This window comes from Nostoc sp. (genome assembly GCF_036919615.1).
In the GTDB taxonomy this organism is placed as follows: Bacteria; Cyanobacteriota; Cyanobacteriia; order Cyanobacteriales; family Nostocaceae; genus Nostoc.
In genome coordinates this window covers 1-26,522 of the sequence record NZ_JBALCN010000017.1, presented here as the reverse complement: position 1 = coordinate 26,522, position 26,522 = coordinate 1, and the positions used below count along the sequence as shown (strand labels likewise).

Annotated in this window: 20 protein-coding genes and 2 pseudogenes; 18 read left to right on the top strand and 4 right to left on the bottom strand. The window is 43.1% G+C overall.

Going from position 1 to position 26,522, the window contains the following annotated elements; all coding sequences use genetic code 11:
• Window positions 1-297: 297 nt before the first annotated feature.
• Together V7K48_RS06915 and V7K48_RS06910 are read left to right on the top strand one after the other, a co-directional pair.
• Complete coding sequence (locus V7K48_RS06915; RefSeq protein ID WP_335070862.1) at window positions 298-2,886, top strand: sigma 54-interacting transcriptional regulator; 2,589 nt, start codon at window positions 298-300, stop codon at window positions 2,884-2,886.
• 234 nt (window positions 2,887-3,120) lie between these two features.
• Window positions 3,121-3,459 carry a hypothetical protein gene (locus tag V7K48_RS06910; protein ID WP_298914865.1) on the top strand — a complete coding sequence of 113 codons (339 nt, stop codon included), beginning with the start codon at window positions 3,121-3,123 and terminating at the stop codon, window positions 3,457-3,459.
• A gap of 167 nt (window positions 3,460-3,626) precedes the next feature.
• On the opposite strand, the pseudogene V7K48_RS06905 reads toward V7K48_RS06910, so the two are convergent.
• A pseudogene (locus tag V7K48_RS06905) lies at window positions 3,627-4,552 on the bottom strand (Rpn family recombination-promoting nuclease/putative transposase).
• A gap of 344 nt (window positions 4,553-4,896) precedes the next feature.
• Between V7K48_RS06905 and V7K48_RS06900 the strand changes: the two are divergent.
• Window positions 4,897-7,686 (top strand): HEAT repeat domain-containing protein, encoded by a 2,790-nt coding sequence (locus V7K48_RS06900; RefSeq protein ID WP_335070860.1) that lies wholly within the window; start codon window positions 4,897-4,899, stop codon window positions 7,684-7,686.
• Window positions 7,687-8,349: 663 nt separating this feature from the next.
• On the opposite strand, the gene thrS is transcribed toward V7K48_RS06900, so the two are convergent.
• Window positions 8,350-10,200 carry a threonine--tRNA ligase gene (gene thrS, locus V7K48_RS06895; protein WP_335070858.1) on the bottom strand — a complete coding sequence of 617 codons (1,851 nt, stop codon included), beginning with the start codon at window positions 10,198-10,200 and terminating at the stop codon, window positions 8,350-8,352.
• A gap of 619 nt (window positions 10,201-10,819) precedes the next feature.
• Between thrS and V7K48_RS06890 the strand changes: the two genes are divergently transcribed.
• From V7K48_RS06890 to V7K48_RS06855, 9 genes are all read left to right on the top strand, one after another.
• Entirely contained in the window at window positions 10,820-11,137 is a 318-nt protein-coding gene (locus V7K48_RS06890; protein ID WP_335070856.1) for a DUF2605 domain-containing protein, read from the top strand.
• A gap of 303 nt (window positions 11,138-11,440) precedes the next feature.
• Window positions 11,441-11,770 (top strand): DUF2973 domain-containing protein, encoded by a 330-nt coding sequence (locus tag V7K48_RS06885; protein ID WP_335070854.1) that lies wholly within the window; start codon window positions 11,441-11,443, stop codon window positions 11,768-11,770.
• Between the two features lie 202 nt (window positions 11,771-11,972).
• A complete protein-coding gene (locus V7K48_RS06880) occupies window positions 11,973-12,101 on the top strand; it encodes a hypothetical protein (RefSeq protein ID WP_335070852.1) in 129 nt (42 codons plus the stop codon).
• A gap of 26 nt (window positions 12,102-12,127) precedes the next feature.
• A complete protein-coding gene (locus V7K48_RS34900) occupies window positions 12,128-12,262 on the top strand; it encodes a type II toxin-antitoxin system RelE/ParE family toxin (RefSeq protein ID WP_442949413.1) in 135 nt (44 codons plus the stop codon).
• Window positions 12,263-12,477: 215 nt separating this feature from the next.
• A complete protein-coding gene (locus V7K48_RS06875) occupies window positions 12,478-12,642 on the top strand; it encodes a BrnT family toxin (protein WP_335070850.1) in 165 nt (54 codons plus the stop codon).
• A complete protein-coding gene (locus tag V7K48_RS06870) occupies window positions 12,639-12,764 on the top strand; it encodes a BrnT family toxin (protein WP_335070849.1) in 126 nt (41 codons plus the stop codon). Before V7K48_RS06875 ends, V7K48_RS06870 begins: the two co-directional genes overlap by 4 nt.
• Window positions 12,754-13,050: a hypothetical protein gene (locus V7K48_RS06865; protein WP_335070847.1), complete on the top strand. Its 297-nt coding sequence runs from the start codon at window positions 12,754-12,756 to the stop codon at window positions 13,048-13,050. The genes V7K48_RS06870 and V7K48_RS06865 overlap by 11 nt, the downstream gene beginning before the upstream one ends.
• Before the next feature lie 107 nt (window positions 13,051-13,157).
• Window positions 13,158-13,571, top strand: a complete 414-nt coding sequence (locus V7K48_RS06860) for a RusA family crossover junction endodeoxyribonuclease (protein WP_335070845.1) — start codon at window positions 13,158-13,160, stop codon at window positions 13,569-13,571.
• Window positions 13,571-14,251 carry a hypothetical protein gene (locus V7K48_RS06855; RefSeq protein ID WP_335070843.1) on the top strand — a complete coding sequence of 227 codons (681 nt, stop codon included), beginning with the start codon at window positions 13,571-13,573 and terminating at the stop codon, window positions 14,249-14,251. The genes V7K48_RS06860 and V7K48_RS06855 overlap by 1 nt, the downstream gene beginning before the upstream one ends.
• Before the next feature lie 146 nt (window positions 14,252-14,397).
• On the opposite strand, the gene V7K48_RS06850 is transcribed toward V7K48_RS06855, so the two are convergent.
• Window positions 14,398-16,689 (bottom strand): amylo-alpha-1,6-glucosidase, encoded by a 2,292-nt coding sequence (locus V7K48_RS06850; RefSeq protein ID WP_335070841.1) that lies wholly within the window; start codon window positions 16,687-16,689, stop codon window positions 14,398-14,400.
• 1,000 nt (window positions 16,690-17,689) lie between these two features.
• Between V7K48_RS06850 and V7K48_RS06845 the strand changes: the two genes are divergently transcribed.
• From V7K48_RS06845 to V7K48_RS06820, 6 genes and pseudogenes are all read left to right on the top strand, one after another.
• Entirely contained in the window at window positions 17,690-19,699 is a 2,010-nt protein-coding gene (locus tag V7K48_RS06845) for a DICT sensory domain-containing protein (RefSeq protein ID WP_335070838.1), read from the top strand.
• 150 nt (window positions 19,700-19,849) lie between these two features.
• On the top strand, window positions 19,850-20,272 hold the full coding sequence (locus tag V7K48_RS06840) for a photosystem I reaction center subunit II PsaD (RefSeq protein WP_334816340.1): 423 nt from the start codon (window positions 19,850-19,852) through the stop codon (window positions 20,270-20,272).
• Between the two features lie 139 nt (window positions 20,273-20,411).
• Window positions 20,412-21,926 carry an anthranilate synthase component I gene (gene trpE, locus V7K48_RS06835; RefSeq protein WP_335070836.1) on the top strand — a complete coding sequence of 505 codons (1,515 nt, stop codon included), beginning with the start codon at window positions 20,412-20,414 and terminating at the stop codon, window positions 21,924-21,926.
• A 247-nt stretch (window positions 21,927-22,173) separates the two neighbouring features.
• Entirely contained in the window at window positions 22,174-23,082 is a 909-nt protein-coding gene (locus V7K48_RS06830; protein WP_335070834.1) for an SDR family oxidoreductase, read from the top strand.
• Between the two features lie 988 nt (window positions 23,083-24,070).
• Window positions 24,071-24,205 carry a hypothetical protein gene (locus tag V7K48_RS06825; RefSeq protein ID WP_335070832.1) on the top strand — a complete coding sequence of 45 codons (135 nt, stop codon included), beginning with the start codon at window positions 24,071-24,073 and terminating at the stop codon, window positions 24,203-24,205.
• A 196-nt stretch (window positions 24,206-24,401) separates the two neighbouring features.
• Window positions 24,402-24,926 (top strand): annotated as a pseudogene (locus V7K48_RS06820) (ketosteroid isomerase family protein); the annotation flags it as partial.
• Between the two features lie 848 nt (window positions 24,927-25,774).
• Here V7K48_RS06820 and V7K48_RS06815 read toward each other — a convergent pair.
• Entirely contained in the window at window positions 25,775-26,230 is a 456-nt protein-coding gene (locus V7K48_RS06815; RefSeq protein ID WP_335070830.1) for a nuclear transport factor 2 family protein, read from the bottom strand.
• Between the last annotated feature and the right edge of the window lie 292 nt (window positions 26,231-26,522).

Here is a 26,522-nt window from a genome sequence, read left to right as displayed (position 1 = left end):
GCTCGTGCCAATGCCAAGCTCAAGCTTTGTTTTATCAGACTGATGCTTAAAAGACTAGCTGCCAGCTAAAAAAGATATCAAATGGGTTCTATAAGGAAGTTCTGGAAATATTCAAAAATCTGCCATTTGCCTATAGTATATTTGTTACTCTAAATCGGTGTAGGTAGTTTACCTTACTAGCAAGGACAAACATTGCACATTGTGTATTAATAATGCACAATAACTGAACACAGATATTTTGACATCCGCTTTCAGGGATAATTCTTGTTATACAGCAGCCTACACGGAGAACTTAATATGACATCTCCAGAAACGGTTATATGGCTACAAGAACGGACAACTTTAGGAATTCTCTCACCTGAAGTGTTGAATGCGATCGCTCAAGTAATTGAAGAACAAGTTGTGCCACCCGAAACTGACTTAGTTAGCGAAGGCACTCCTCCAGAAGCCCTTTATATTCTTGTAGAAGGTCAACTCGAAAGCAATAGCACCAATGAAACCAACCCAGCCTTAGCTTGTGGATTCCTCTCCGGTGCAGTGATTGAACTTCAAGAATTGCTGTTGGATGAATTAACTCCATTCACAATTACTACGGTAACCGAATGTCACTTGTGGGTTGTGCCTGTTGCTAAATTTCGTGAATTAGTCAGTCAATACCCCGAAATTGCTCTGGCTTTTTCCCGCCAATTGGTTCAAGAGTTAGCTCAGGTGACATCTGCACTTGGCTACGAACAAGAACGTTCTCTCGCCTTGCGACCATATTTAGTCACCAAAGCGCAACGCGGAATTATCGGTACAAGTCGCTATGCAGTGCGTCTGCGGGAGCAAATTCGAGAAGCGGCTGCTGACCGCAAATCAGTGGATATTTTCGGAGAACCAGGGTTAGAAAAAGATAATATAGCAGCCTTAATCCACTTTGGTTCTCCAAAACGGCGAGAACCAATTATTAAAGTAAATTGTGGTATTCTCCAAACGAGTGGTGCAGATTTATTCGGTCGTGCTGGCGGCAAAGCAGGACTTTTGGAATGGTTGGGGGAAGGAACTCTAGTTCTCAACAACATCCAAGAATTGCCCGAAGAATTATTACCTCCCGTGACGCGGTTGCTCAAAACTGGCACATATACGCCCGTGGCTCGTTCTGGAGAACCAGCACCTGAACCTCGCCCTAATAGAGCCAGAATTCTGATTGTTTCAGAAAAAACTCAGCCGACCATTGAACGTTCTGTTGGTCACATTATTAAAGTACCGCCGCTACGGGTGCGGAAAACCGATATTCAAGCACAGGTTGAATATTATACTAGTCTCTACATTCGAGCTAGAGGTGTTCCAAAACCACATATCACCCCAGAAGCTCTGCGTCGCCTCCAGTCCTATGATTTTCCTGGCAACCTCATGGAATTGAAAAATCTGGTTGAAAGGGCGATCGTGCAAGCCGAAGGTGCCAATGAATTAACAGAAGAAATTTTCTGGCCAGCCGAAACAAAGAAAAAACGATTTCGGGTAAATCTGTTAAATGCCTATCCCCGTTTGCGGCGGTTTTTACGTAGTCCCTGGTGGCCCGATCGCATTAACTATGGTTTTACTGCAACGGCTTTTGCAATTATTGTTGCAGTGTTATTTATTGGCCCTCAAACCCGCGATCGCAATTTTGTATTAAATTTCTTTTGGGCTTGGTGGTGGCCTTTCTTCTTATTTCTCTTTCCCTTTTTGGGTCGGATCTGGTGTTCTGTTTGTCCCTTCATGATTTACGGGGAAATTACCCAAAAGTTATCTCTCTGGCTGTGGCCTCGAAAACTCAAGCGCTGGCCGAGAGAAGAAGCTGAAAAATGGGGCGGATGGTTTATGTTTGGTTTGTTCTCCCTAATTTTCTTATGGGAAGAACTCTGGCATTTAGAAAATACCGCCTACCTCAGCGCTTGTTTGCTGCTGTTAATTACCGCAGGGGCGATGATTTTCTCTGCCCTTTTTGAGCGGCGATTTTGGTGTCGTTATCTCTGCCCTATCGGCGGGATGAATGGTTTATTTGCCAAACTCTCAATGACGGAACTTCGGGCACAGCAAGGGATATGTTCTGCCAGTTGCACCACTTATCAGTGCTATAAAGGTGGGCCGCAAAAGGGGGAAGGGCTGGAAACGAATGGATGTCCTTTATACTCGCACCCAGCCCAGTTAGAAGATAACAGAGATTGCGTCCTGTGCATGACTTGCCTAAAAGCCTGTCCCCATCGTTCTGTTGAGTTTAACTTGCGTCCCCCTGGTATCGAACTGTGGACAACTCATGTACCCCGCACCTATGAAGTAGCATTATTGTTTTTGTTGTTGGGTGGGATATATCTGCATCACTTGCCAGAATTGCAATCTTGGTTGGGGTTACAATTGGATTTAACTCAGTTTTGGCAGCACTTCGGATTATCGCTGCTAGTGTTAATTATCCCAGCGATTTTTACTTTCGCCGCCTACAAACTGATACAAGTGTCTTACTGGTTAGCTAACTATATCGAAGCGGCAAAATCTAAAATCCAAAATCCAAAATCCAAAATCCAAAATTGGATGAAGCCTCGATCATTTGTAGAACTTGCCTATGGCTATCTACCATTAGTTTTGGGGGGAAATTTGGCTCACTATCTACGTTTGGGCTTAGGAGAAGGCGGGCGGATTTTACCAGTGACCTTTGCTACTCTTGGTTTGAGTGGTGAACAATTGCCAATATTGGTTGCTCACCCGGCTGTAATTGCCTTTTTGCAAGGTGCAACGATAATTTTCTCAGTGTTGATGACTATATTATTAACGCAAAAGATTGCCAAGCAACCAGTGCGATCGCTCCTTTGGCAACACCTAGCAGCGATCGGGTTGGGAGCTAGTATATGGGCGATTATCGTGTTTTGAGTAGCGTCGCTCGTTATCTCGTTTCCAGGTCTAAGAAGAAAATGCACCATAAAAGTGGCAGAGCCGCTTTTGTGGGATGGCAGCGTCTCTGACTAGGAACGAGGAATATATTCCACCAGGCGGTTTCTAATCGCCTGGACTAAGTGCAAAATGTGAGTTAAAAACATTCTTCCCTACGAAGGTGATAGAAAATACTCATATGATTTTTCGCTCATAGTGTAAGGATTACAGATAATGCAAGTTCTAAAAAGATCCATCAAACCACAAACCTATATATCGTTCCTCCACATTTACCAAACTACTTGGGGGACTGCTGGTGATATTTGTTTAATCCGTGAATCTGTAGCTAATGAAAGTACAGCGAAGTTTGTCGGGCACAAAATCGAGCTAGTAGTGCCAAAAGGGTTGGAGCGCGATCGCATCGCCAACTGTCCGATCATCAAAGTTGCAGGTAATGTCGGCGACGGACATCCTAAAGAGCATCCATTGGAATGGGAGGCTTATGAAGGTGTAAATTCAGAAATAGCTGAAGCGGCTCTCAAACCTTGGGGCTTCAAGTTAATTGAACTATAATGTGGCAAACTGACAAGCTCAACTCGCTTTTGTTCTTCTGAAGCTATTTTTTCCCCTAGCGCCATCAAACATTGGCTCAAATGGAAAAAATTCATCTAATAGACATAGGAGTGAAATTAATTATGCGTTGCCCGAAATCCTTGGTAGGCATAATTCATAAATTGTATCTACGTCATTTTCACTCCTACGTCTAATGTCCTAAACCAGGTTTCTAAATCCGCGTTCGGCTTTGCCGTTCCCCCTTGGGGAATCGCCTGAAAATCCAACAATGCCTCACCGAGATTTTCTAATTGTTCTAAAGAGAGAGTTTGAATACGGTCTAGCACTTCTTGGGGTAATTCTCCCACCCGTCGAGTAAGCTGACGGAGAATGAGCGCTCGTTCTCGTTATTCTCCTCGTTGTTCCCCTTCTGCAAGAATTTCTTGATAAATCACTGACTCGCGCATCATATCCTCCCGAAATAATTGTCGAATCAAATCTTGATTGTATTTTAACCCCGCTAAGATTTGGGTGTAAGCAGAAATTTCTGGTCGTTGTCTTGGCTTAAGTTGACTAACTTTTCCCACAACTTGTTGCAACAAAGCTTGAGGTTGCGTGGTTGCAGTCAGTGGTGCTAATGGTAACAAAGCTGGGTCATTGAGGAATGCTTCCGGATTTTCTTCCCACATGGAAATTACGCGATATTCGTGATGAGTAGTTTCGACTGTAAAGGCAGTTTCAATTACTGTTTCTGATGCAGGGGGAAGTAATAAGACGACAACTTGCGTTATTGGTAGACGATACAAACGATACAAGCGTACCCAATAATCTAGCATCCGCAAGGGTAGGGGTGGCATAGATTCTAGTTTGGTTTGAAATTCCAGATGGAGAATGCGTCCTTGTAATTGTAAGAATGTTACATAATCAGCGCGAATCGGTTCGATACTCAATTCGGTTTTGAGGACTTTGACAGAAGTTTGCGGTGAGTCCAGCGCTGCGGGAGGGTTTCCCTCCGCAGGCGACTGGCGAACCCGAAGGGTGTACCCAAAACCCAACTGGCAAAGGTAGCAGGATGTTTTTCGGACAGGAGTTTGCAGAGATTATCAAAGGACATTAACGATCGCCAACAATTGAACCAGGTATTGTTATTATCTCGTGCAGTGGTTTGAGTAGGCGATGTCTACGACGGGCTATGACGCTCGAAGACTCGCTAACGCTTCGCTATCGGCGTCGCACCATCACTCAAGCAAGCTCAGTACTATACTCTGAGCGTATCTTTTTAAATTCCTGTAGTATTTACATTAATATTCCATTTCTAGCTAGGTTGAGTTATCAGACGGGAAAAAGATAACTGTAGCGGTTCCTGATTTACTAGTAAAAACCTAACTCCCTTCTCTTTCCCTGCAAAGGAAAGGGCAGAAACAGACTTTATTACTAAAGAAATTACGAATTATACAAATGTATTTGCACATAATTAAAAAGCGATCGTCGCCCCTTTTCCTTTTTCCCTTTATCGTGCTGTTGACTCTTCTCCTCACCTTGCCTTGGGTAAGCGCGAAAGAACCGCCGAAGTCCAAGCCGGAAGCATGGCAAATTAACGGTATCGTTGCTGCCCTTGATGATGGACATAATGAAGTAAAGGGGTCTGCATTCAACAAATTAGTTAAATATGATCTGAAAGATTTAAAATCTCTGGGGAAGAAACCGGAAGATATTGCTCAAAAAGCTGCCAAAATTCTCAAGGATAAAAGCGTTGACTCAAGTGTTCGTGAGGGTGCAGCATCGGCATTGGGAAATTTGGGGGAGGCTGCCAAACCCTACGTCAAAGACATCCTCGACTTCCTCAAGGATAAAACCGTTGACTCAAATGTTCGTTACGGTGCAGCATCGGCATTGGGAAATCTGGGGGAGGCTGCCAAACCCTACGTCAAAGACATCCTCGACTTCCTCAAGGATAAAACCGTTGCCTCAAATGTTCGTTACGGTGCAGCATCGGCATTGGGAAACCTGGGAGAGGCAGCCAAACCCTACGTCAAACACATCGCTGACATCCTCAAGGATAAAACCGTTGAGGGCTATGTTCGTGCTGGTGCAGCATCGGCATTGGGAAATTTGGGAGAGGCTGCCAAACCCTACGTCAAAGACATCCTCGACTTCCTCAAGGATAAAACCGTTGACTCAACTGTTTATTTTTTTGCAGCATCGGCATTGGAAAATCTGGGGGAGGCTGCCAAACCCTACGTTAAACACATCGCTGACATCCTCAAGGATAAAACCGTTGAGGGCTATGTTCGTGCTGGTGCAGCATCGGCATTAGGAAATCTGGGGGAGGCTGCCAAACCCTACGTCAAAGACATCCTCGACATCCTCAAGGATAAAACTGTTGAGGACTATCTTCGTTCCAGTGCAGCAGAGGCATTGGGAAAGATAGAACAACTCAACCTGAATAATATTGTTGTAATTCTGGATAGCATCTATTACGCAGGTCAATCAGAATTCGACCAGTGGCGATTTTTGACATATTTTTTGGGTGGCGGTACTAATGAAGTCAAAACACTGCTCACATGGCTGGGTTTTCCTAAGACTAAAACAATTCCTGTTTCATTAAGCCACGATCGTGGTGATAAAACTCTCAAAATCTTTGCCCAAGTTTGGGAACCTAGCCAAGGTTTAGCACGATTACGGGAAGACTTAGCAAAGCAAATTGCTGTAGTTGCCAGAAAAGTCCATTGGGAACCGCAAGATATTGTTATTTTAAAAACTCACTACAAAAACCTCAAAGATGCCGGATTCAATGAAGCTGATTCGCTGCAATCAGTAATAGTTAACCTCAAGGGTTGGCAGTGGTTTTTTAACGCCAGAACTATTATTTTGATTCACGCTGCCTTTTGGCTTGCCCTCATCTTTGCTTATCCCAAATTTCCCCAAGTTCAAGCCATCTTTTTCTGGAATCCTTGGGTAAGGCGCATCTTAGGCGTGGGCTACGTCGGCTTTCTCCTCGCCTGGATTCCCTTTTTCCGCCGCAAATTATTTGAACCCTTCAAGCCTTCCCTACTAGCTGATGCCGGGTTAGATAATTTTAACCCCCAAACATACTTTCTAGAATCTAAGGTGAAAGTTCCGAGTGCAGAAGAACCCCAAGCAATTACCCAGGTGCTACCCAGCATTGCAGGGCAAATTGTCCTAGAAGGTGATTCTGGTTTGGGTAAGTCAATGTTTCTCCGCCATTTGGTGAAAACCTCACCGCGCATTGTGGTTTATTTACCCGCCCGCAAGTGTGACAAGGGGGTAATTGAAGCAATTCAAGCCAAGCTGCACGGGCAAGCACAAGATGCTGATTTTCTCAAGAATTTAATTTACAGTGGTGCATTAGATATCTGCATTGACGGACTCAACGAAGTCACAGCCGACACCAGGGCAAAAATCTCCCAGTTTGTCGAAAACTACTTCCGGGGTAACATCATCATGACTACCCAACCCCTAGAGTGGACACCACCCTCAACAGCCAAGATATATAAATTACAGTCCCTTGAGCAAGCTCAAATTCAGCAATTTTTGATTTCCCGTCAGCCACGACTGCCCAAAGATGCCAAAGTTCAGGGTAATAATTACGAGCAAGCCTGCACTAGCTATCTAGCAACAGCCCTCAGCAAGCAGCAATCACCAGAGGAATTAGCTCCTAACCAAAGGGTTTTCTCTAACCCAATGGATTTAACTGTTGTGGCGTTAATGATTTCCCAAGGTGAATACCCTGATTTGTTTCACCTGCAACAACAGCAATATAATTTGATGGCAGCCGAATACCTGCAAGAGTGGAACCAGGAATTTCCCTTAAAAAAATTCTCCGATGCAGTCTATCAAATGCGGCTAAACGATGAGCAGGCGCTACCTGGAGATGAATTTTACCAGGTAGTACAGTCTTTAGAAGATGAGAAATATAAAATGGTTGTCAGCCGTCAGTGGAAAAACGAAGAAGGTGCAGCCAAGAGAGAATGGTATTTCCGCCACGACAAGATTATGGAATTCTTTTTAGTGCAGAACTTTCTCGGCGAGAAGGATGAAGCGAAAAATCGGCTGATTGATCACATGGGCGACTCCCATTTTCGTGGTGTATACTTTTTGCTAGTAAATTTACTGCCTTTAGATGCTGCCAAAGAACTGAAAGAAAAATTAGTTCAATACGCTGCTGATACCAAAGACCATACTGTGAGTGATACCTTCGTGCAACTGTTGCGCCCCAGGTCGTGATATTAATTTGTAATTAATAAAGAGACTTCTAGGCTGAAGGCAAATTCTTGATTTAATTAAACGTGAGTTCGGCGAACCTCTCCCTATCTTGAACTAAAGTTCAAGTCTGTCCCTCTGCAAATCGGAGAGGGACAGTTTTGCACAGTAAAACCTTCTTAGAGGTCTTTTGATTCATGTAACCCGTCGAACTCACGTTGATTTAACTACAATGAGTCTTTGAACTCCGTCAACGAGTCTTTGATACTCGTGAATGAGTCTTTGAACTCCATTAATGAGTCTTTGAACTCCATTAATGAGTCCTTAAACTCCATTAATGAGTCTTTAAACTCCATTAATGAGTCTTTGAACTCCGTTAATGAGCCTTTGAACTCCATTAATGAGTCTTTGAACTCCATTAATGAGTCTTTGAACTCCATTAATGAGCCTTTGAACTCCATTAATGAGTCTTTGAACTCCATTAATGAGTCTTTGAACTCCGTTAATGAGCCTTTGATATTAAATACGTTACGTAAGCGTACTCTTTGGGAAGCAAGCTACGTATAGCGTCTCGTAGAGAAGCTCTTCGTAGACATCGCACCTTTGCCAAAACCTACCAGCTAGCCTTAGTACCCTACGAAACAAAACGCACACCAATTGTGATTAGTGTGCGTCTGCGGTTAGATTTTAGAAATTCTCGAACTTAGCGATCGCATCCTTCATTTTGTCTACCACCTCATCTACGGGTATGACTCCCAATTCCCCAGAGGCGCGGGTACGGATACTCAAGGTGTTAGTTTCCACTTCTTTAGCTCCCACCACTGCCATCACGGGTATTTTTTCTTTCTCTGCATTGCGAATCTGTTTACCCAAGCGATCGCCACTGGTATCAACTTCTGCACGGATGCCCAATGCTCTCATTTTCGCCACTACATCTTTAGCAAAGTCTAGCTGTATATCACCCACTGGCAGTAATCTAGCTTGCACTGGCGCTAACCACAAAGGGAAATCGCCTGCATATTCTTCAATTAAGATCCCAATCAACCTTTCCAGTGAACCAAAAGGCGCACGGTGAATCATCACTGGGCGTTTGCGAACACCATCTTCAGCAACGTACTCTAAATCAAACCGTTCTGGCAAAATGTAATCTACCTGTACAGTTCCTAATTGCCACTCCCGATCTAGGGCATCACTAAAGATAAAGTCAAGTTTGGGGCCATAAAATGCCGCTTCCCCAACTCCCTCAAAGTGTTCCATCCCCAAGGTTTCAACTGCACGGCGAATTGCACTTTCGGCTTTGTCCCAAACTTCATCATCACCGATGTACTTATCACTAGCTGGATCGCGGAAACTGAGTCTAGCTTTAAAGTTCTTCAGTTGCAGACTATTGAACACCGACAAAATCAAATCTACCACACTGAGGAATTCGCTATCTAGCTGTTCTGGGGTGACAAACAAGTGAGAATCATCCACAGTAAAACCACGCACCCGTGTTAAACCGCCCAATTCCCCTGATTGTTCGTAGCGATAAACAGTACCAAATTCTGCGAATCGCAAAGGTAGTTCCCGATAGGAGCGTAACTCACTCTTATATAATTGGATGTGAAAAGGGCAATTCATCGGCTTCAGGACAAAGCCCTGTTCATTGGCAGCGGACTCCTGATCATCCGCCATTAAGGGGAACATATCTTCTTTATATTTCTGCCAATGTCCAGAGGTTTTAAATAAATCTACTCTGGCAATATGAGGTGTTACTACAGGTAAATAACCCCGTTTTATCTGTTCTTGCTTGAGGAAGTCTTCTAAAGTACTCCGTAACAGAGTGCCTTTGGGTGTCCACAAAGGTAAACCTGGCCCCACTTGGTCAGAAAATATAAATAATCCTAGTTCCTTGCCCAGTTTCCGGTGATCTCGCCGCAGCGCTTCTTCTTTCCGTCGCTTATACTCAGCGAGTTGTTCTGGGCTTTCCCAAGCAGTGGCATAGATGCGTTGTAGCTGGGCTTTAGTTTCATCCCCACGCCAATAAGCACCAGCAACGCTTTCTAATTCAATTGCCTTCGGGTTTAATTCACTAGTATTTTCCATATGAGGCCCCGCACACAAATCCCACCATTCATTCCCCAGATGGTAAATCGTGATTGGTTCCTCTTTTATATCTCCCAGGATTTCTAACTTGTAAGGTTCTTTAATTTCCTGAATCCGACGTTCGGCTTCTTCGCGGCTGACTTCTTCCCGAATTACTGGTAACTTGCGATTGATAATCTTCACCATCTCTTTCTTGATGGCTTTGAGATCATTTTCGCTAAATGGTTCTGGATTGTCGAAGTCATAGTAAAAACCGTTTTCAATCCAAGGGCCGATTGTAACTTGTGCCTTGGGAAACAGCTTTTGTACTGCCATTGCCATTACATGGGAAGCAGTGTGGCGAATCTTTTGTAAGTTCTCCGATTCGCTGGTACGCGGTAAATAAATTTTTTCAACTTGTTCTAACTGTTCTGACTGATTCGATGATTTTAGCGACATTGGCTGCTGAACCATTGGCGAAGTGATTACAAAAGGTGATTTATTTGAATCTGTAGGCTTATTCAACTATAACGACTTTGATTTTTGCCAGTTCGGCTTTATCAAGAAAGAATAAAGGCGTCAGTCGTCAGAATTCAGAATGAGTTGGAGTCTGATGGTTACTGAGCTTGCAATGCTCTGAGCTTGTCTAAGGGTCGAAGGAGCGAAATACTGGCGATCAATAAAGGGATTTAAGCCTCTTGCTAAATATGCAGATTTAGTGGTGCTTCTAGGTAATGGATTTAAATTCCCTACTATATTGATTCTGACGCCTTGGCGGAGCTTTTCTTGCTTTGCTCCTGAATTCTTCTTCAATTGGGGATAAAGATAAATTTTTGATTTGTTACCTAAGTCTCAAATTCAGGATTCCAGGCGATCGCTAAATTATCTGATGAATTGCAACTCAGTGTCATACATACCTCTAGATCCCTTTCCAATGGCACTGTACAAACCTGGGATCAAGACTATATAATAAATTATGTGTTCTTTGTTACATATTTCTACATCTTCGGAATTATGAGAGAAATCAAAAAAATCTTAAGAAATGTAAATAATGTTAATATTAGTAAGCAAGTTTGAAATATGCTTATCATTTATGCAAGACTCAAATTTACCAGGGACTGAGTTGCTGAAAACGGTTTTAGAACCCCTGCTGGAAGATTTTCAGCATTGGTTTACGCGATCGCGCCATTTACTCGAAACTGAGCAACTATCATTTATGAGTCACCAAGAGCAATCTGACTTGCTCTTGCGGGTTAAGCAAGCGCAGGATGAACTAAATACGGCGAAGATGCTGTTTAATGCAACTGATAAACAAGTCGGGATTGATATGGCAACATTAATGCCTTGGCATGAATTAGTCACAGAATGCTGGAATGTTGCAATGCGCTTTCGTCAAGGGCGTGAAGTCTAAGCAGCAACTGGGAGTATCTGCTAAATTTCGGCACACTACTTAGCGATGTCTAACGACAAGGACTGAGATCATTCGTTAAAGAGATAGTAGAAAATTCTTAACAAGTTCTTAACATTATTTGGATTAACAAAATAATGTATCCTATGCTACCGTAAGTGGAATAACGGTTGACAAATAGCTTCATATGAATGTAATCGCACAAAAAGTGCGTCAAATACTCGTCTTAACTGTGAGTCACAGTGTCGGCGAAGCAAAGCGTTAAAAAATAAAGTTTAAAAAATTGCTGCCCTGGAGGAAAATCTAATGTTACACCTGCTTTACATTCTTGCTTTTACAATCCTTGCATTTATAGCTGTTGGCAACTTAATTCGTAACCTGATCATGTTCAGTTTTGATCGGGATCGAACTTACCCAACGAATTCCTCGCCAATGAATAATCAAGGCAGCTATGGTTATTATTCGTCAAAAAAACAGTTTGTACCCCATCCAGAGTTATTAGATAGCGCGGGCAACTTAATTAAAGAGCCACTTTTGGTAATGCGTTCTATTAACGTTGAAGATGCGCGTCAACATCTCGATGCACTTTACGAAGCATCTCCAGGACATAAAAGAGAAAACTCTGAAGAAGCGTAAAAAAAGTAGAGACGCGATTAATCGCGTCTGTACAGGAGTTTGGGTGTAAATTGTTGTTTTTACATCCTTAAGTCTTCTCCTAGCAGAATTTTATTACCATCCTTTGAATTTTGAGGCGATCGCGTCGGTAGGCTGGTAAGTTAACATTGTGTTGTCTGCTTGACACAGTTTTAAGTTGCGATGAGTGATAAAGAAGCCGTTATTGAGTTGGTTAAAACATTTACCCCAGGATGTAACCCTACGAGAAATTACTCAGAAAATTGAGTTTATTGTCGCGATCAGGGAAGGGTTTGACCAAATTGACCAAGGGCAAGGTATTTCGGTTGAGTAGATAATCGATGCATGGACTAGCAAGTAATTCTCTCGCCAAAAGCACTTGGAGATTTAGAAACTATCATCCGATACATCGCTCAGGACAATCCTGAAGCAACCAGGAAAATTGTTCAGCGGTTATTAGAAAAAACGAAAGAACTAAGCCAATTTCCATTTTAGAGGCAAAAGGTTTTTGAATTTGATGAACCTAACATTCGCCAGTTAATCTAAAGCCGTATCGCATTAATTATCGGATTGAGGAAGGCAAGAAACAGGTAAGTATTGCAAGGTTATGGTACGCATCAAGATTCAAGCCCTGAATTGTAATTGTAAGCTTTTACAAAAAATCGTATTTACAACGTAAATACATCTTGCCTAAACTATGAGGTATGGATGTGTTTTTCGTGCTTAATGGTGTCACCTTCGTTTGGAACGAAGAGAAAGCTCGGATTAATCCCAGCAATCATGACGGTATAACATTTCAGCAAGCCGTAGAAGCTTTCTTCGATCCGTTTCTAATGGTGGTTGCAGCCGTAATGATGAGTAGCGGGATGCTGTGATTGGCTTAGACAGACGATGGAATCTTTTGTACGTCGTCTACATTGAGCGTGAAAACGACATAATTCGGATCATCTCGGCTCGGAAAGCGACGCGCAAGGAACGTGAATACTATGAAAGCTGAAGTTTTAAAAAAGCGACTCGATAAAAGTCGTCCAATGACGACAATCACAATTCGCATTCCCGAAGATGTGATTGAGGATTTGAAGCGAGTAGCACCATTGTTAGGGTTTTCTGGTTACCAGCCATTAGTTCGTGCTTACATCGGCCAAGGACTTAGAGCAGATATTGAGCGACTTGAAGGTGATACTGTTTCTACATTGATTGCGAGCTTGAAACGGCATGGTGTGAGTGATGAGATAATTCGTGAAGCACTCAGCGAAGCTAGTGGGCGAGACAGCAACAGTTAGTAACAGCAGTAAGAGAAAAGTTAAATTCAGCTGAGTAGTGGGAGTTATCTAGTTGTGTTCGAGGTTACTAGCATAGAATAACTTGTGATCTATTATTTAGAAGTGCATTGACCAGATTTGAGTTCATAGTAGATGGACCACCAGTATCACAACAAGCTCGTAAACGTGGTAAGGGTAATCGGCTTCAAGATTGGAAAAAGACAGTGCGACAAGAGGCTGAAAAATACTGGTCTTCGGAACAAAAAACAGCTACTGGGTTTGTTATGCTCCAGATAACCTATTTCTATGATTCTGTTGAAATAGATATAGACAATATAGTAAAGCCTATTCAAGATGCAATTATTGGATTAGCCTACGTCGATGATGAGCAAGTAAGCGACCTCCTAGTTAGAAAGAGGAATTTGTCAGGTAACTTTAGAATAGAAGACATGACCTCGACATTGGCGGAAGGCTTTGCTCGTGGCAATGAGTTCTTACATATTGTCGTAATTGATGCTCCTAACCAGGAGGTAGGTACTTGATGGCAACTTCAACCGCAAACTTAGAAAGAGAGCGATTACTGAAACTAGCAGAGGAGTATCGTAAAAAGGGTTACGAAGTTTTTTTTCATCCAAACATAGAAGACTTGCCTGAATTTCTTAATAACTATCGCCCCGACATGATAGTACGTAAAGGAGAAGAAAATGTAGTTATTGAAGTCAAGTCACGCTCCTCACTTAACTCTTCTTCTAATCAATACTTAGGTAATTTAGCTCAAGCGGTAGAAAGACATCCTGGTTGGAGATTTGAATTAGTAATGACCAATCCAGAGGATACAACGTATTCTCCCAAAGCAGAGGGTTCTCTTCAAGAACATGAAATAGAATCACAGTTGCAAGTAGCAAGGCAACTTACAACGCAACATCCAGAATTAGCTCTCCTATCTTCCTGGTCTTTGGTAGAAGCAACTTTGAGACTTCTTGCCCAAAAGGAAGAGCTAAGTTTAGAAAGATTTGATCCACGCTACTTAATAAAGCAATTAGCAACTGAAGGTGTAATTTCAAAATCTGAGTATCAGTTACTAATGAATTTACTCCCATTACGTAATTCTATTGCTCATGGCTTCAAAACTACACAAATTACGCAAAATTCTGTATATGAATTAATCGAGCTTACAGAGCAGCTCTTGAGAACTCTACACACTGGTGATGAAGCAGACTAACATGCTTGTTGGTTGGAGTGGATGGTAGAACAAGCCCTGGTACTGAATTTCAGGTCATGCTTAGAGCGATGTCTACGACGGGCTACTCGGCGTCGCACTAAGCATAAAATAGGGAGTGGTGAATTCCCCTACTCCCTACTCTTTTTCTATGCTTCAATAACTACTCGCAAATTACCCCGTTTTTTCGCAACGCGACAAGCAGTCGTAGTACCAGAACGCTCGAATTCTAAATCGAGGATGGTGGGGCCGACTCGCAAATTATGGAAAGACAAGCGATTAATCGATTCTGGTAAAGCGGGGTCGATTATTCGCAAGCAGTTATTTTGAGCATCAGGCACCAAGTTAACCATCATTTGCAGTAGTTGGAAGATACTACCAGTAGCCCAAGCTTGGGGAGTACAGGCAACTGGATACTGCACAGGGGCATTATCACCATTCCGTTCGTAGCCGCAGAAAAGTTCTGGAGGACGTTGGTAAGGCTGCCGACTAGTCATATCAAATAAACCTTGGAAAAGTTCCAGGGCTTGATCGATGAGACCGAGCGATCGCAATCCCATTGCAATCAGAGCGTTATCATGAGGCCAAACCGAACCAATGTGATAGCCCATCGGATTATAAGCGGGTGACAAGCTACTCAGGGTACGAATGCCCCAACCATTAAACATATCTGGTGCCCGCAACCGTTCTGCTACATTATAGGCTTTTTCGGGTGTGAAGAGGCCCAAATGTAGACAATGACCAGGATTTGAGGTAATACTATCTACTGGCTTGCCATCTCCATCCAAAGCCAAAGCGCAGAAACCCTGGTCTTCCACCCAAAAATCTCGATTAAAACGAACCTTAAGACTTCTGGCCTCTTCTTGCCAACGATCTGCCAAATCAAGGCGCTTTTTCATCCTAGCTATTTCTGCTAGGCGCATTTTTGCAGCATAGACGTAAGCTTGCACCTCACACAGAGCAATTGGGCCGTTGGCTAATTCTCCCTTGTGGTCTACGATACAGTCGCCAGAGTCTTTCCAACCTTGGTTAACAAGACCGCGTTTGGATTTACGGAAATAACTGAGGTAACTGGTTTGTTTGGTATTGTGATCGATCCACTCCATTGCTGCTATAGCATTCGGCCAAAGTTGCTCTAGAAGTTCTTGATCGTGAGTCCAAGCATAATGTTCGGCATAGAGCATCAGCCACAGGGGAGTGGCATCAACTGTACCGTAGTAAGGTGTATGGGGAATTTCTTGACAACGAGCCATTTCTCCCAAACGTAACTCGTGCAAAATCTTACCCGGTTCTTCTTCGCGCCATTCGTCGTCGATTTTACCTTGGTATGTCGCAAGTAGTATCAGGGTTTCCTTGGCGATTTGCGGGTTTAACATCACGGTTTGAGAAGCTGTAATCAGCGAATCTCGCCCAAACAGTGTCGAAAACCACGGCACTCCGGCAGAAACAGTCTTATGCTTACCAAAAGATTGGCGCAACAAATACATATCTTGTTCAGCCCGCTCAATCACTCGATTGAAGGTGTTCTTATCTGAGCTAATGCGTGTAATTTGCTGTACCCAATTTTGCTCTTCCATCAACTCAGCAGCTTTCGCCTGTCCCAAGGTGAAGGCGGCACTCACGGTTGAACTGGACTGGTTGTTTCTCAACATATTCACTCGGTAGCCCAGCTTTTGAGTTTCGTGAGAAGCCAACTCTAGCTGCCAAACAGCAGTGTAACCCTTGAAATAGTCTGGTTGCCGATGTTGGAATAGAAGACGGGATTCCATCACGGAGCCATCCAGACCTTGATAGGCAAGTGTCAAGGATTCTTCCCTAGAGGCGGATGGCTCTTTGGGTACAGGCGCAACGCCATCGATGAGAGAAAATGTTCCTTCCTCAGCCGTCAGTTCCGCTAGCCGTAAAAGCCGACCTCGTTTTTCTCTGTCATAGCCCCGGACTTCAAATAAATCAACAAAATCCGCATCAAAGCTAATGCTTAGTTCAAAATTGACAGTTGTTGTGCTGTAGTTAGATATCTCTATTTCTTCAAATAATGCCCCATTCAGCACTATTTCTCGACGAATTCCCACAGTTTCCGCTCTTAGGCGTTCATCAATTTTGGGGTTGGTACACAAAACTGAGAGTGAAAACCCTTTCTCGGCAGTACTACTCAGGAGTACAGGCGATCGCCCTTCAATTTGCAACTCCAAGCGATTGAGAAATCGCGTATCACAACAAAACAGTCCCATGCTGGGATTGCCATCGTTGAGGGAACAGCCAGAAATGTTCCCGATAGTATCTGTCACAAAAAATAAATCATCATCTTTAACCGTTAGTGTCGGTTGTGGCCTTTGACTCACAACACAAGGCCACTCCGGGATCGGTAATTGTTCGGCAGGAATAAAAGTTTTTCCATCCAGAAAAATTTTTTCCGGGGTTATTAGCGTATCCGGTGTCATTAGCCAAAGTTCCGTGTACAGGTCTATATTTCTGTGGTCTTCCGAATAGAGGTCGCTGACCCTCACAACTTCCGGAAAAAAGATGCTCTCTAAAACTCGTTTGAGCCATTCGAGCCAAAATAATCCTTACATACTACTGACAAATTAGCAGCGCTCAAATCCATATAAGCAAATCTTGAAAAATTTAAATTTATATTTTATAAGTTTAAAGTCTAGGCTGAAAACTGAGGATTTTGAGATAATTCATTAGTCATTGAACTTTCTCAAGAGATAAGCATATAGTATACTCAACAAAAATGCGAAATTCACAGTTTTTGTTGGGTAGAGAGAGCATTTGTTCCCTACTATTATACGATTTCGTCTTAAATATCTTTGGTATTAGATTAGACAAATTTATGATAATTAATTAATTGATTAAATTTGATCACTAATTCTGCATGGATTAAATTATGTGAATGTAGCAGTAATGATTTTTGGGTAAGAAAATTTATTTAGTGGACATAAATTAACGTCGGCAAAGTAGCGATGTCTACGGCGGACTGTGACGCTGGTGACGCTTTCTAGGAGACGTGCAAGGGATGCAGACTCGCTCTAAGCGAAGCCATGCCGAAGGCTTTACGCAACTCTACCAGACGCGTAAGGGACGCGATCGCCGTCGGGTGGACTATCAATCAATGATCAGTGGTTATTGGTGAATATAACAGTTTAAACAATACAATAATTAGTGTTTTAGTACTTAGTGCGGAAAGATTGTACCTGTGCAAGCAAAAGCATAAGTCGGTTGAGAATGTATATTGGGCGTAGTAGGTTGTCAATCAACAAATCAAGTTGTATGCACTCCTCCTAGTTGGTAACAAAGTGTTGCGCCTGCTTTGGCGAAAAGTGCTTTTTAGGGTTCTTTACATATTGCAACTGTCTATTTAACTTGAGAGTCCCTTGGAATTTGTACAATGCAGCTGTGACGTGGATCTTGTCGAGGTTGAGCGTTTAACAATAATTCATGAGCATTTCGACTTCTGTGCTGAGTGATCTGCTAAAGTCCCTACCCTACTTGCGGCCCCAGTTATATTTTAAGGCTTCACTAACGGCGCTCTCCCACGCGATGGAAGATCAAGTTTTGGCTGCGACTTTAGCTCAACCCCTTGTAATTGCTAGTTTCCAGCGAGAGCGATTCTACCGCCAAGAAGCTCATCGCTACCAGCGACTTGCCTTGCGAAGTAATCAAATATACGTATTATCTGCTCCAGAAACAGATTTTACCAACAGTTCAGAACACTACGAAAAAGTGGCTTTTGACCCAAAGGATGGCTTAAGTCAAGAGTGGCATTTGGTAGTGATTGCTGACAATTATGCTACTTGTCTGGTTTGCCGGGAAAATCTTGGTTCTATTGCTAAAAATAAGCAACTACCAGAACTAAGCCCTAGTCTGGATATAGACACAGCACGAAGATTTGAGGGAATTTGGACATCGGAAAGGGGAGTTAGCCTCAAAGCAGCCGAATTGCTGTTAGACAGGATTTCGGTTTACAGACCAGAACTGGCAAGTAAAATTGAGGAGGCCCGTCAGAGGTTTGGCATCGGGGAGCCGCGAAACCACTCTGGAGCAGAACAGGTCAACGAATATGCTTGTGACATCGATACAGATCCCTTTGTACAGCGCTTACTAACTTATTTGCAAGCTAGTCAGTACAAATTGCATAAAGCCTACCGTTCGATTGCTGCCCAAGCACGTAAAGAACGATTAGTCAACTCGATTAGCACTGCGATTCGGCGATCGCTCAATCCTCACGAAGTTCTCCAGGTGGCGGCACAAGAATTGGGACAACACCTAGAAGCTTGTCGCTGTTTAATTTACCGCGCTCAAGCCACAGATAGCCAAGCCATAATTGAACATGAGTTTTTGACTCCCGGTGTTTTATCTGTTCGTGGGCAAACCTGGGAATTAGAGGAAAATTCTCTATTTCGGGACATAGTGGACCAAGGCGAAGGGGTTTGTGTTAGTGATACGCTGACTGACCCTTGCGTTACCAATTCGCCAGGACTTTCATTGATCGCCAAAAAGTTTGCCATTCGTTCTTGGCTGATGGAACCAGTTTTCTATCAGGGGCGATTATTGGGCATTGTGGAGTTACATTATTGCCGGATGCCACCGCACGAGTGCCAACCTGGGGAATTGGATTTGGTAAAAGCGATCGCTACCCAAGTGGGAGCTGCTCTTATCCAAGCGGAAGCTTACGCCAACCTAGAAGAACTTAACCAGCAGCTAGAAGCCCTAGACCGCACCCGCAGCAACCTCATAGCCATCACCGGACATGAACTGCGTACCCCCCTATCCACAATTCAAGTGTGCCTAGAAAGTCTCGCTAGTGAGCCGGATATGCCCTTGGAGTTGCAGCAGATCATGCTTAATACTGCTCTTTCCGACTCGGAGCGGATGCGAAAACTGGTACAAGATTTCCTCACACTTTCCAACTTGGAAAGCGGTCGGGTGGAATGGCATCCAGAATCCCTTACCTTACAAGAGTGTGTGGATTTAGCACTCAGCCAAAATCGCACGCATTCCTCAACGGAAAAGCCGCCCAAAGTTAAGACTCAAATTGCCCAAAACCTACCTTTAGTAAGAGCTGACGGTGATTGGCTGGTAGAGGTACTAGCAAAACTTATGGACAATGCTTGTAAATTTACGCCACCTGAAGGAGAAATCACCATTAAAGCGATTCACAACAACCGTCAAATGGTCGAGGTGACAGTAGCTGACACTGGACGCGGCATTGAACCGAATCGTTTAGAAGTAGTTTTTGACCGCTTCTATCAAGAAGAAGGAGCGCTACGCCGCACCACTGGCGGGACTGGACTTGGTTTAGCAATTTGCCGTCAAATTGTTAATGGCTGGGGTGGGGAAATTTGGGCAGAGTCAACTGGCAAAGACCAGGGTAGTCAGTTTCACTTCACTATACCGATTGTTCAGAGTAGCCAAGAGGAAAAGCGGACAAAAGTCAAGAGTAAATAGGTATTGGGGATTAGGGATTGGGCATTAGTTTTTAACAAATGACAAAGGACAAAGGACAAATGACTAAAAACTGTTACAGTCTATGACGCGATCGCAATATGATCCTGGTTGCGGTGTTAGGATTCCCTAAAAACGTTGAGAGAATACTTTATGGCAGAAACACTCTCTGGACAAACCCCGCTATTCGGTGGCAGCACCGGTGGCTTGCTCAGAAAAGCAGAAGTGGAAGAAAAGTACGCTATCACTTGGACTAGCCCGAAAGAGCAAGTATTTGAATTGCCTACAGGTGGTGCTGCTACTATGCGGAAAGGTGAAAACCTGCTGTATATAGCTCGTAAAGAATATGGCATCGCTTTGGGCGGTCAGAAACTCCGGAAACTCAAAATTACAGATTACAAAATTTACCGGATTTTACCCAATGGAGAAACTACTTTAATTCACCCAGCTGATGGTGTCTTCCCCGAAAAGGTGACTGAAGGTCGTGAAAAAGTGCGTTATGTCCCACGCCGGATTGGGGAAAACCCCAGTCCAGCAGAACTCAAGTTCAGTTCTAAAGCTACCCATGACGTATAGGGACTAGGGACTGGGGACTGGGAACTGGGAAGTGGGAACTGGGAACTGGGTATTAAGAAATCCTTCTGATACTCAATCCCTAATCCCCAATCCCCAATCCCCAATCCCTAATCCCCAACCCCTAATCCCTAAGTAATTTATGGTATTCCCCGATTTCTTTGAATTTTCTCAGCTAGCTCTACAAGGTAACTTCGTCCCGGTATATCAAGAATGGGTAGCAGACTTAGATACGCCCGTATCTGCTTGGTATAAAGTCTGTTCAGGTCAACCCTATAGCTTTTTGTTGGAATCGATAGAAGGCGGGGAAAAGCTGGGACGCTATAGTTTAGTGGGCTGTGATCCGCTTTGGGTTTTGGAAGCAAGGGGCGATCGCACGACCCAGTTAAACCGCGATGGTTCGCAGGTCGTTTTTGCAGGCGACCCTTTTACAGCTTTAGCCGAATGTTTAGCACCTTTTCAACCAGTCAAGCTACCACAGCTACCGCCAGGAATTGGCGGTTTGTTTGGGTTTTGGGGCTATGAATTGATTCGCTGGATTGAGCCGCGTGTGCCAATTTATCCACCAGATGAGCGAAATATCCCTGATGGGTTGTGGATGCAGGTAGACCACCTATTAATTTTTGACCAGGTGAAACGGAAAATTTGGGCGATCGCTTATGCTGATTTACGTGATCCTAATGTAGATTTCAAAGCAGCCTATCAACAAGCGGGCGATCACGTCACCCAAATGCTCGAAAAGCTATCTCTACCACTATCACCGCAAAAAACCAGATTGGAATGGAAACCGCCTGAAAGTCGCGTATCTGGAGGAGCAGAGGAATACACCAGCAACTTCACCCGCCCTGATTTTTGTGCCAGCGTCCAAAAAGCAAAAGCTCATATCAAAGCAGGGGATATTTTTCAAGTAGTTATTTCCCAGCGACTATCAACAACATACACAGGCGACCCTTTTGCCCTTTACCGTTCTCTACGCCAGATTAATCCTTCGCCTTATATGGCTTACTTTAACTTCCAAGATTGGCAAATTATCGGTTCCAGTCCGGAAGTAATGGTGAAAGCGGAAACAGATCCAGATGGTGGAGTGATAGCAACGGTACGGCCGATTGCCGGGACACGTCCACGGGGTAAAACCACTCAGGAAGATGCAGCCTTCGCCCAGGATTTACTCCAAGATCCGAAAGAAATTGCCGAACACGTGATGCTTGTGGATTTAGGACGGAATGATTTGGGGCGTGTATGTCAAAGTGGTAGCGTCAAAGTTGATGAATTAATGGTAGTTGAACGCTACTCCCATGTGATGCACATTGTCAGTAATGTTGTGGGTAAGTTAGCACTTGGTAAAACAGCATGGGATTTACTGAAAGCTTGCTTCCCAGCAGGTACAGTAAGCGGCGCACCCAAGATTAGGGCGATGGAGATTATCCACGAGTTAGAGTCTAGTCGTCGGGGTGTTTATTCCGGTGTGTATGGATATTACGATTTTGAAGGACAATTAAATACTGCGATCGCAATTCGCACAATGGTAGTGCATGATCAGACAGTGAGCGTACAAGCAGGCGCAGGTTTGGTAGCTGATTCTGAGCCAGAGAAAGAATACGAAGAGACGCTGAATAAAGCTAGAGGTCTATTAGAGGCGATTCGTTGTTTGCGTTGAACTGGAGATTAGTACACTGTGGCGTCAGTTTGCCTACCTTTAACTAGTTGCTCAAGCTCGAATAATACTAGGATAATACTAGGATAATACTAGGATAAATGATCGCTATTTCAAAAATTAAGCGAGCTAATAAGGGTTAGCCCGCAAGAATATAGAATAATCCCATAGATAGGTGTGCTGAAGTGCATATTATTAGTTTGCTAGATAGTCAGACCGCAGCAATGTTCTGATTTCAAGGGAGTGAACTATGAACATCTTTCTGACAGGGGCAACAGGGTATATTGGTTCAATTGTTGCACAACTACTCAAAAAGACTGGTCACAACATTTTTGGTTTGACTAGAAGTGAAGCATCTGCACAAAAGCTCAAAGCGCTTGAGATGGAGCCAGTTTTAGGAACTTTACAAGACAGAGAAAAACTGAAGATAGCCGCATGCTCTTGTGATGGAGTCATTCATACCGCATTTATTCATGACTATAGTGATTTCGCTAGTGCAGTAAAAACAGAACGTGATGTCATTGCTGCATTTTCAGAGGCTTTGGCAGGTTCAGGCAAGCCATTCATTGCCACATCAGGAACTGGTTTGCTTGGTGATACAGGCGATCGCGTAATTGATGACTCAGAAAATTTTGAGTTTCAAGGAGAGTTAGCAGGAAGAGCCGCAGCCGAGCAGGATATTCTTCGTGCAGCACAGCAAAATATCCGCAGTGTTGTGTTACGTCTTCCGATTTTTGTTTACGGAGGTGGTGGGAGTCAATTCATCCCTTTTCTCGTGGACGATGTCAAGCAAACAGGCGTAGCTCGGTATGTTGAACCTGGTGACTATAAATACTCCGTTGTCCATGTAGATGATGCCGCCGAACTTTATATTCACGCATTGCATAATGGCAAGGCAGGTTCGATCTATCATGCAGTATCAGAGTCAGGAATTACTAATAAAGCTATCACCGAAGCAGTTGCACGAATGCTTGGATGTAAAGTTACCGGAATGTCAAAGGAAGAAGCTGTTCAAGTTTGGGGGATAGCGCTAACTACTTTCTTCGCAATAAATAACCAAGTTTCGTCTTCAAAAACCGATCAGGAGCTTGGCTGGAAACCATCTGCACAAACCACCATCCTAGAAGATATAGAGCATGGTTCCTACAAAGCGGTCTAATTGGGCTTAAGCCCCAAGTCTTGTTAATTGAGATAGTAGCTAGATTTATGCCGTGCTGTACTAGGGACCGGAGAGAAAAGAGAGATAAGGAGAAGATTCAACAATTCAAAATTCAAAATTCAAAATTAACTCCTAACTTTTAATTCAGAATTCAGCACTCACCACTCTTTAAAGGCAGGTCTAATATCGTTATCAATGCCTGTATAGTTACTTTCGCCTATAATTTATTGCACATTGATTTTTATTAGTTAATTGTAAAACCGGGCTTGATAAAAGTGCAGTAACAGTTCGATTTGTTGTAGGAGAATCCAGACCAGACTTTAAAAGTTGATATATTAATTATACTTCTATTTTGAATCACATAAGTTCTACTTTGAACTGCAAGAATGTTTGGAAACTATTTGTGCTACTTCTAAGCCCACGTATCCACAATACCGTGACAAATTGGGAAGCTTTTTGTCATCTTTTACTTTCTGTTTTTGTTATCTGTAAATGAATATTAACTGTTGTAACTATTTTTTGTAAATACTTGACATACTAAAAAAAGTAGTAAAAACCGTACCAAGCAAGTAGGGTATTTTGGATTTGTGCGAGAAGTAGGCGATGTTTACACCCACGGAATAGGTTCGGTTAAAGATTGTTTATGAAAATTTGATACATCTAGAGACGTGCGTAGGCGTTGCCCGCACTTCTCTACGTTCGCGCAGCGTGTCGCAGACAGACGCTGCGCGTAGCTTGCTTCTCCGTAGGAGTACGACAAGCTCAGTGACCATCGTAGATATCGCTTTTGGAAGTGAATACGCACAAAGGCATCAATTGCGTTTAATCTAACTACAGGAAAACTTATCATACATATAAACAAAAGTTATTAATAAATAACTGAGAAAGTATTGCTTATTTATAACAGACTTGTTATGTTTCTTCACATAATAATACAAAGCGACATGAATGCGTTAAACCACTGTTAATCAAGGTTTTTTAAATAACTATGCAGTTGAGCCTGCGATATGCTTTGCCGAGTATCCAAACTCAACAGCAACAGAATCGCTATGCCTTTGGTAGAGGGATGTCTACGGACGGGGTACGCCTACGTAAAGACTGCTTGTCTTCTCGTTACTGCTGAGTGCCTTTGTTAACAGATAAACGCATTTCCCTTCCGTCTTTGCACATTTGATTTTCACATTCGATAGAACTGTAATTTTCTTTTTGGAATTTCTGCTATGTCTTTTACCATCCAGTCGGCTCAAAGTATTTTTACCGGCACCCTAGTTGCTGACGTTGTTCCAACTATTATCGAATCATTCTCTAAGCTCAATGCTGATTCAGGTCAACAAATTACAATCCTACCAATACCGTAATTAACATGGGATTTGACCCGAACGCTCCTGGTAGTTACAAAAAAGTCTCAGAGCCTGTGGCTCCTCCTACTGCACAAGCATTTCGGACTAAGGTAACCATTGAGGGCGTCAACAATCCTACGGTGCTGGGCTATATCAACAACATGAATGCCAATGACTTTGATGCATCTGTTGCTTTGTTTACCTCTGAAGGTGCCTTGCAACCTCCCTTTGAAAGACCGATTGTTGGTCAAGAGGCAATCCATTATATGCGTGAAGAATGCCAGAGTCTGAAGATGATACCAGAGCGCGGTGTATCTGAGCCAGTGGAAGATGGCTACACTTAAGTTAAAGTCACAGGCAAAGTCCAAACCCCTTGGTTCGGTGCCAGCGTGGGGATGAATATTGCATGGCGGTTTTTGCTAGACCCCCCAAGGCAAAATTTTCTTTGTAGCGATTGACTTGCTCGCATCTCCTAAAGAGCTGCTCAACCTAGTACGTAAATAGAGGGCTAGATTAGTTGCTGCTTAAGCGTGGATAAGTGAAGGAGCGTAGGCGTAGCCCGTCGTAGACATCGCCACTTCACCACGCTTAAGCAAAAGAAACTTCTCACGATAACGGCTTGTTTGACAGCTTCGTCCTGCGATTGTTGTTGAAAGCAATTGATTCCATGGCTACCTATGCACCGGGGTAGGAATACGTTCACGCACATTTGTTCTGATGGGGTTTATTTATTTGTTGGGAATCTTAGTTTTACCGTACTGCGGTATCATGCAGTTTCTCTCAACGGGGCTAATTATCACCGTTAGTTTACTGTTACTAGCAAAATTACAGTGAGATATGCAATCTTCAAGTGATTACAACCAATTAACACCACGACAAAAGCAGTTTAAGCAAGCACAGTCCCAACAACGTCAAATGAGCAGCTAAAGAAAGTTATAAAGAATTAAAATCTTACTTTAGACAGACTTGTGTAACCAATATAGCTCTCTCTGTTGACTAGGTAGTATTTCTATCTTAGAGGGAGGGTTTTTCACCCAGCTGTTAGCTATTCTAGTCAATGAAAACAAACAACACTGTATGGGTGTTATGCCGCTGTGACCCATTATCAGACATCGAAGGAGAGCGATCGCAGATGTTTGAACAGTGTAAATGAAATAAATTAAAGGCCTTGACGGTGTGGAGTTTTTGTCGCTTCCTCCACTTTATTATCACCAAGGGAAGGTGAAATTCTTCATCAGAGCGGTCTGAGGTGGTAAACGTCTTGTGTCCTTTACATTACAACTTAATTATGATATTCCAATCTCCTTAATTCATTTTGAACTGAGGATATTTAACTATCACCTCTAGTGCAACTATCTGTTAATTGGCGTTTGTGTGTCAAAATATTCACGCCAACGACTAATTTTACCGTCCCTAAAATCTACGACAATTACGTCATCAGCTTTGTTACGATGACCTGTCGCCTTTTCCGTATCTTCGTAGTACCATTCTACTGCTGCCTGATCTGCTCCAACAATAATCCGCTGGATATCTATTTTGACATCTGAATACTGTTGTTTAAAATGGGTAACTTCTTCTCGAATTCTTTCTTGCCCCCGCCAGCATCGACCAGGCACGATTAGTTCCCCATCAACCGTAAATAATTGTGCAAGAGCATCGACATCTTGAGCAACCCATGCGTCTTTAGCTTTTTCTATTAATATCTGGATATCTTCTTGGTTCATAGACTGACTGGCAAATAAAGATGTGCTAAAAGTTAAGCTAACAAATATAGTTCCTAACACTAGCGATCGAGACAACCAAAGCATCTAGATTTTTTTACCCTCTAAAGTATTAAGCTATAGAGCATTTGTAACATTTAACCATAATTTGTTTCCATTGCGATCGCTCTTGCAAAAAACCAGGTTTTGATTGGATGCACAATCTCTGTAGCGTTGATGTTAATTCTACAGCCAAAACTGGTGATCGCAATTCAGCGAATTTGAGACAATACCTTGTAAGCGTCTATAGAACCCATTTGATATCTTTTAGGCGAACAAGTAGAATCGACACGAACAGGTGAATTCAAACAGGTAAGGAGTGAAAATGGGGTATTCAAGC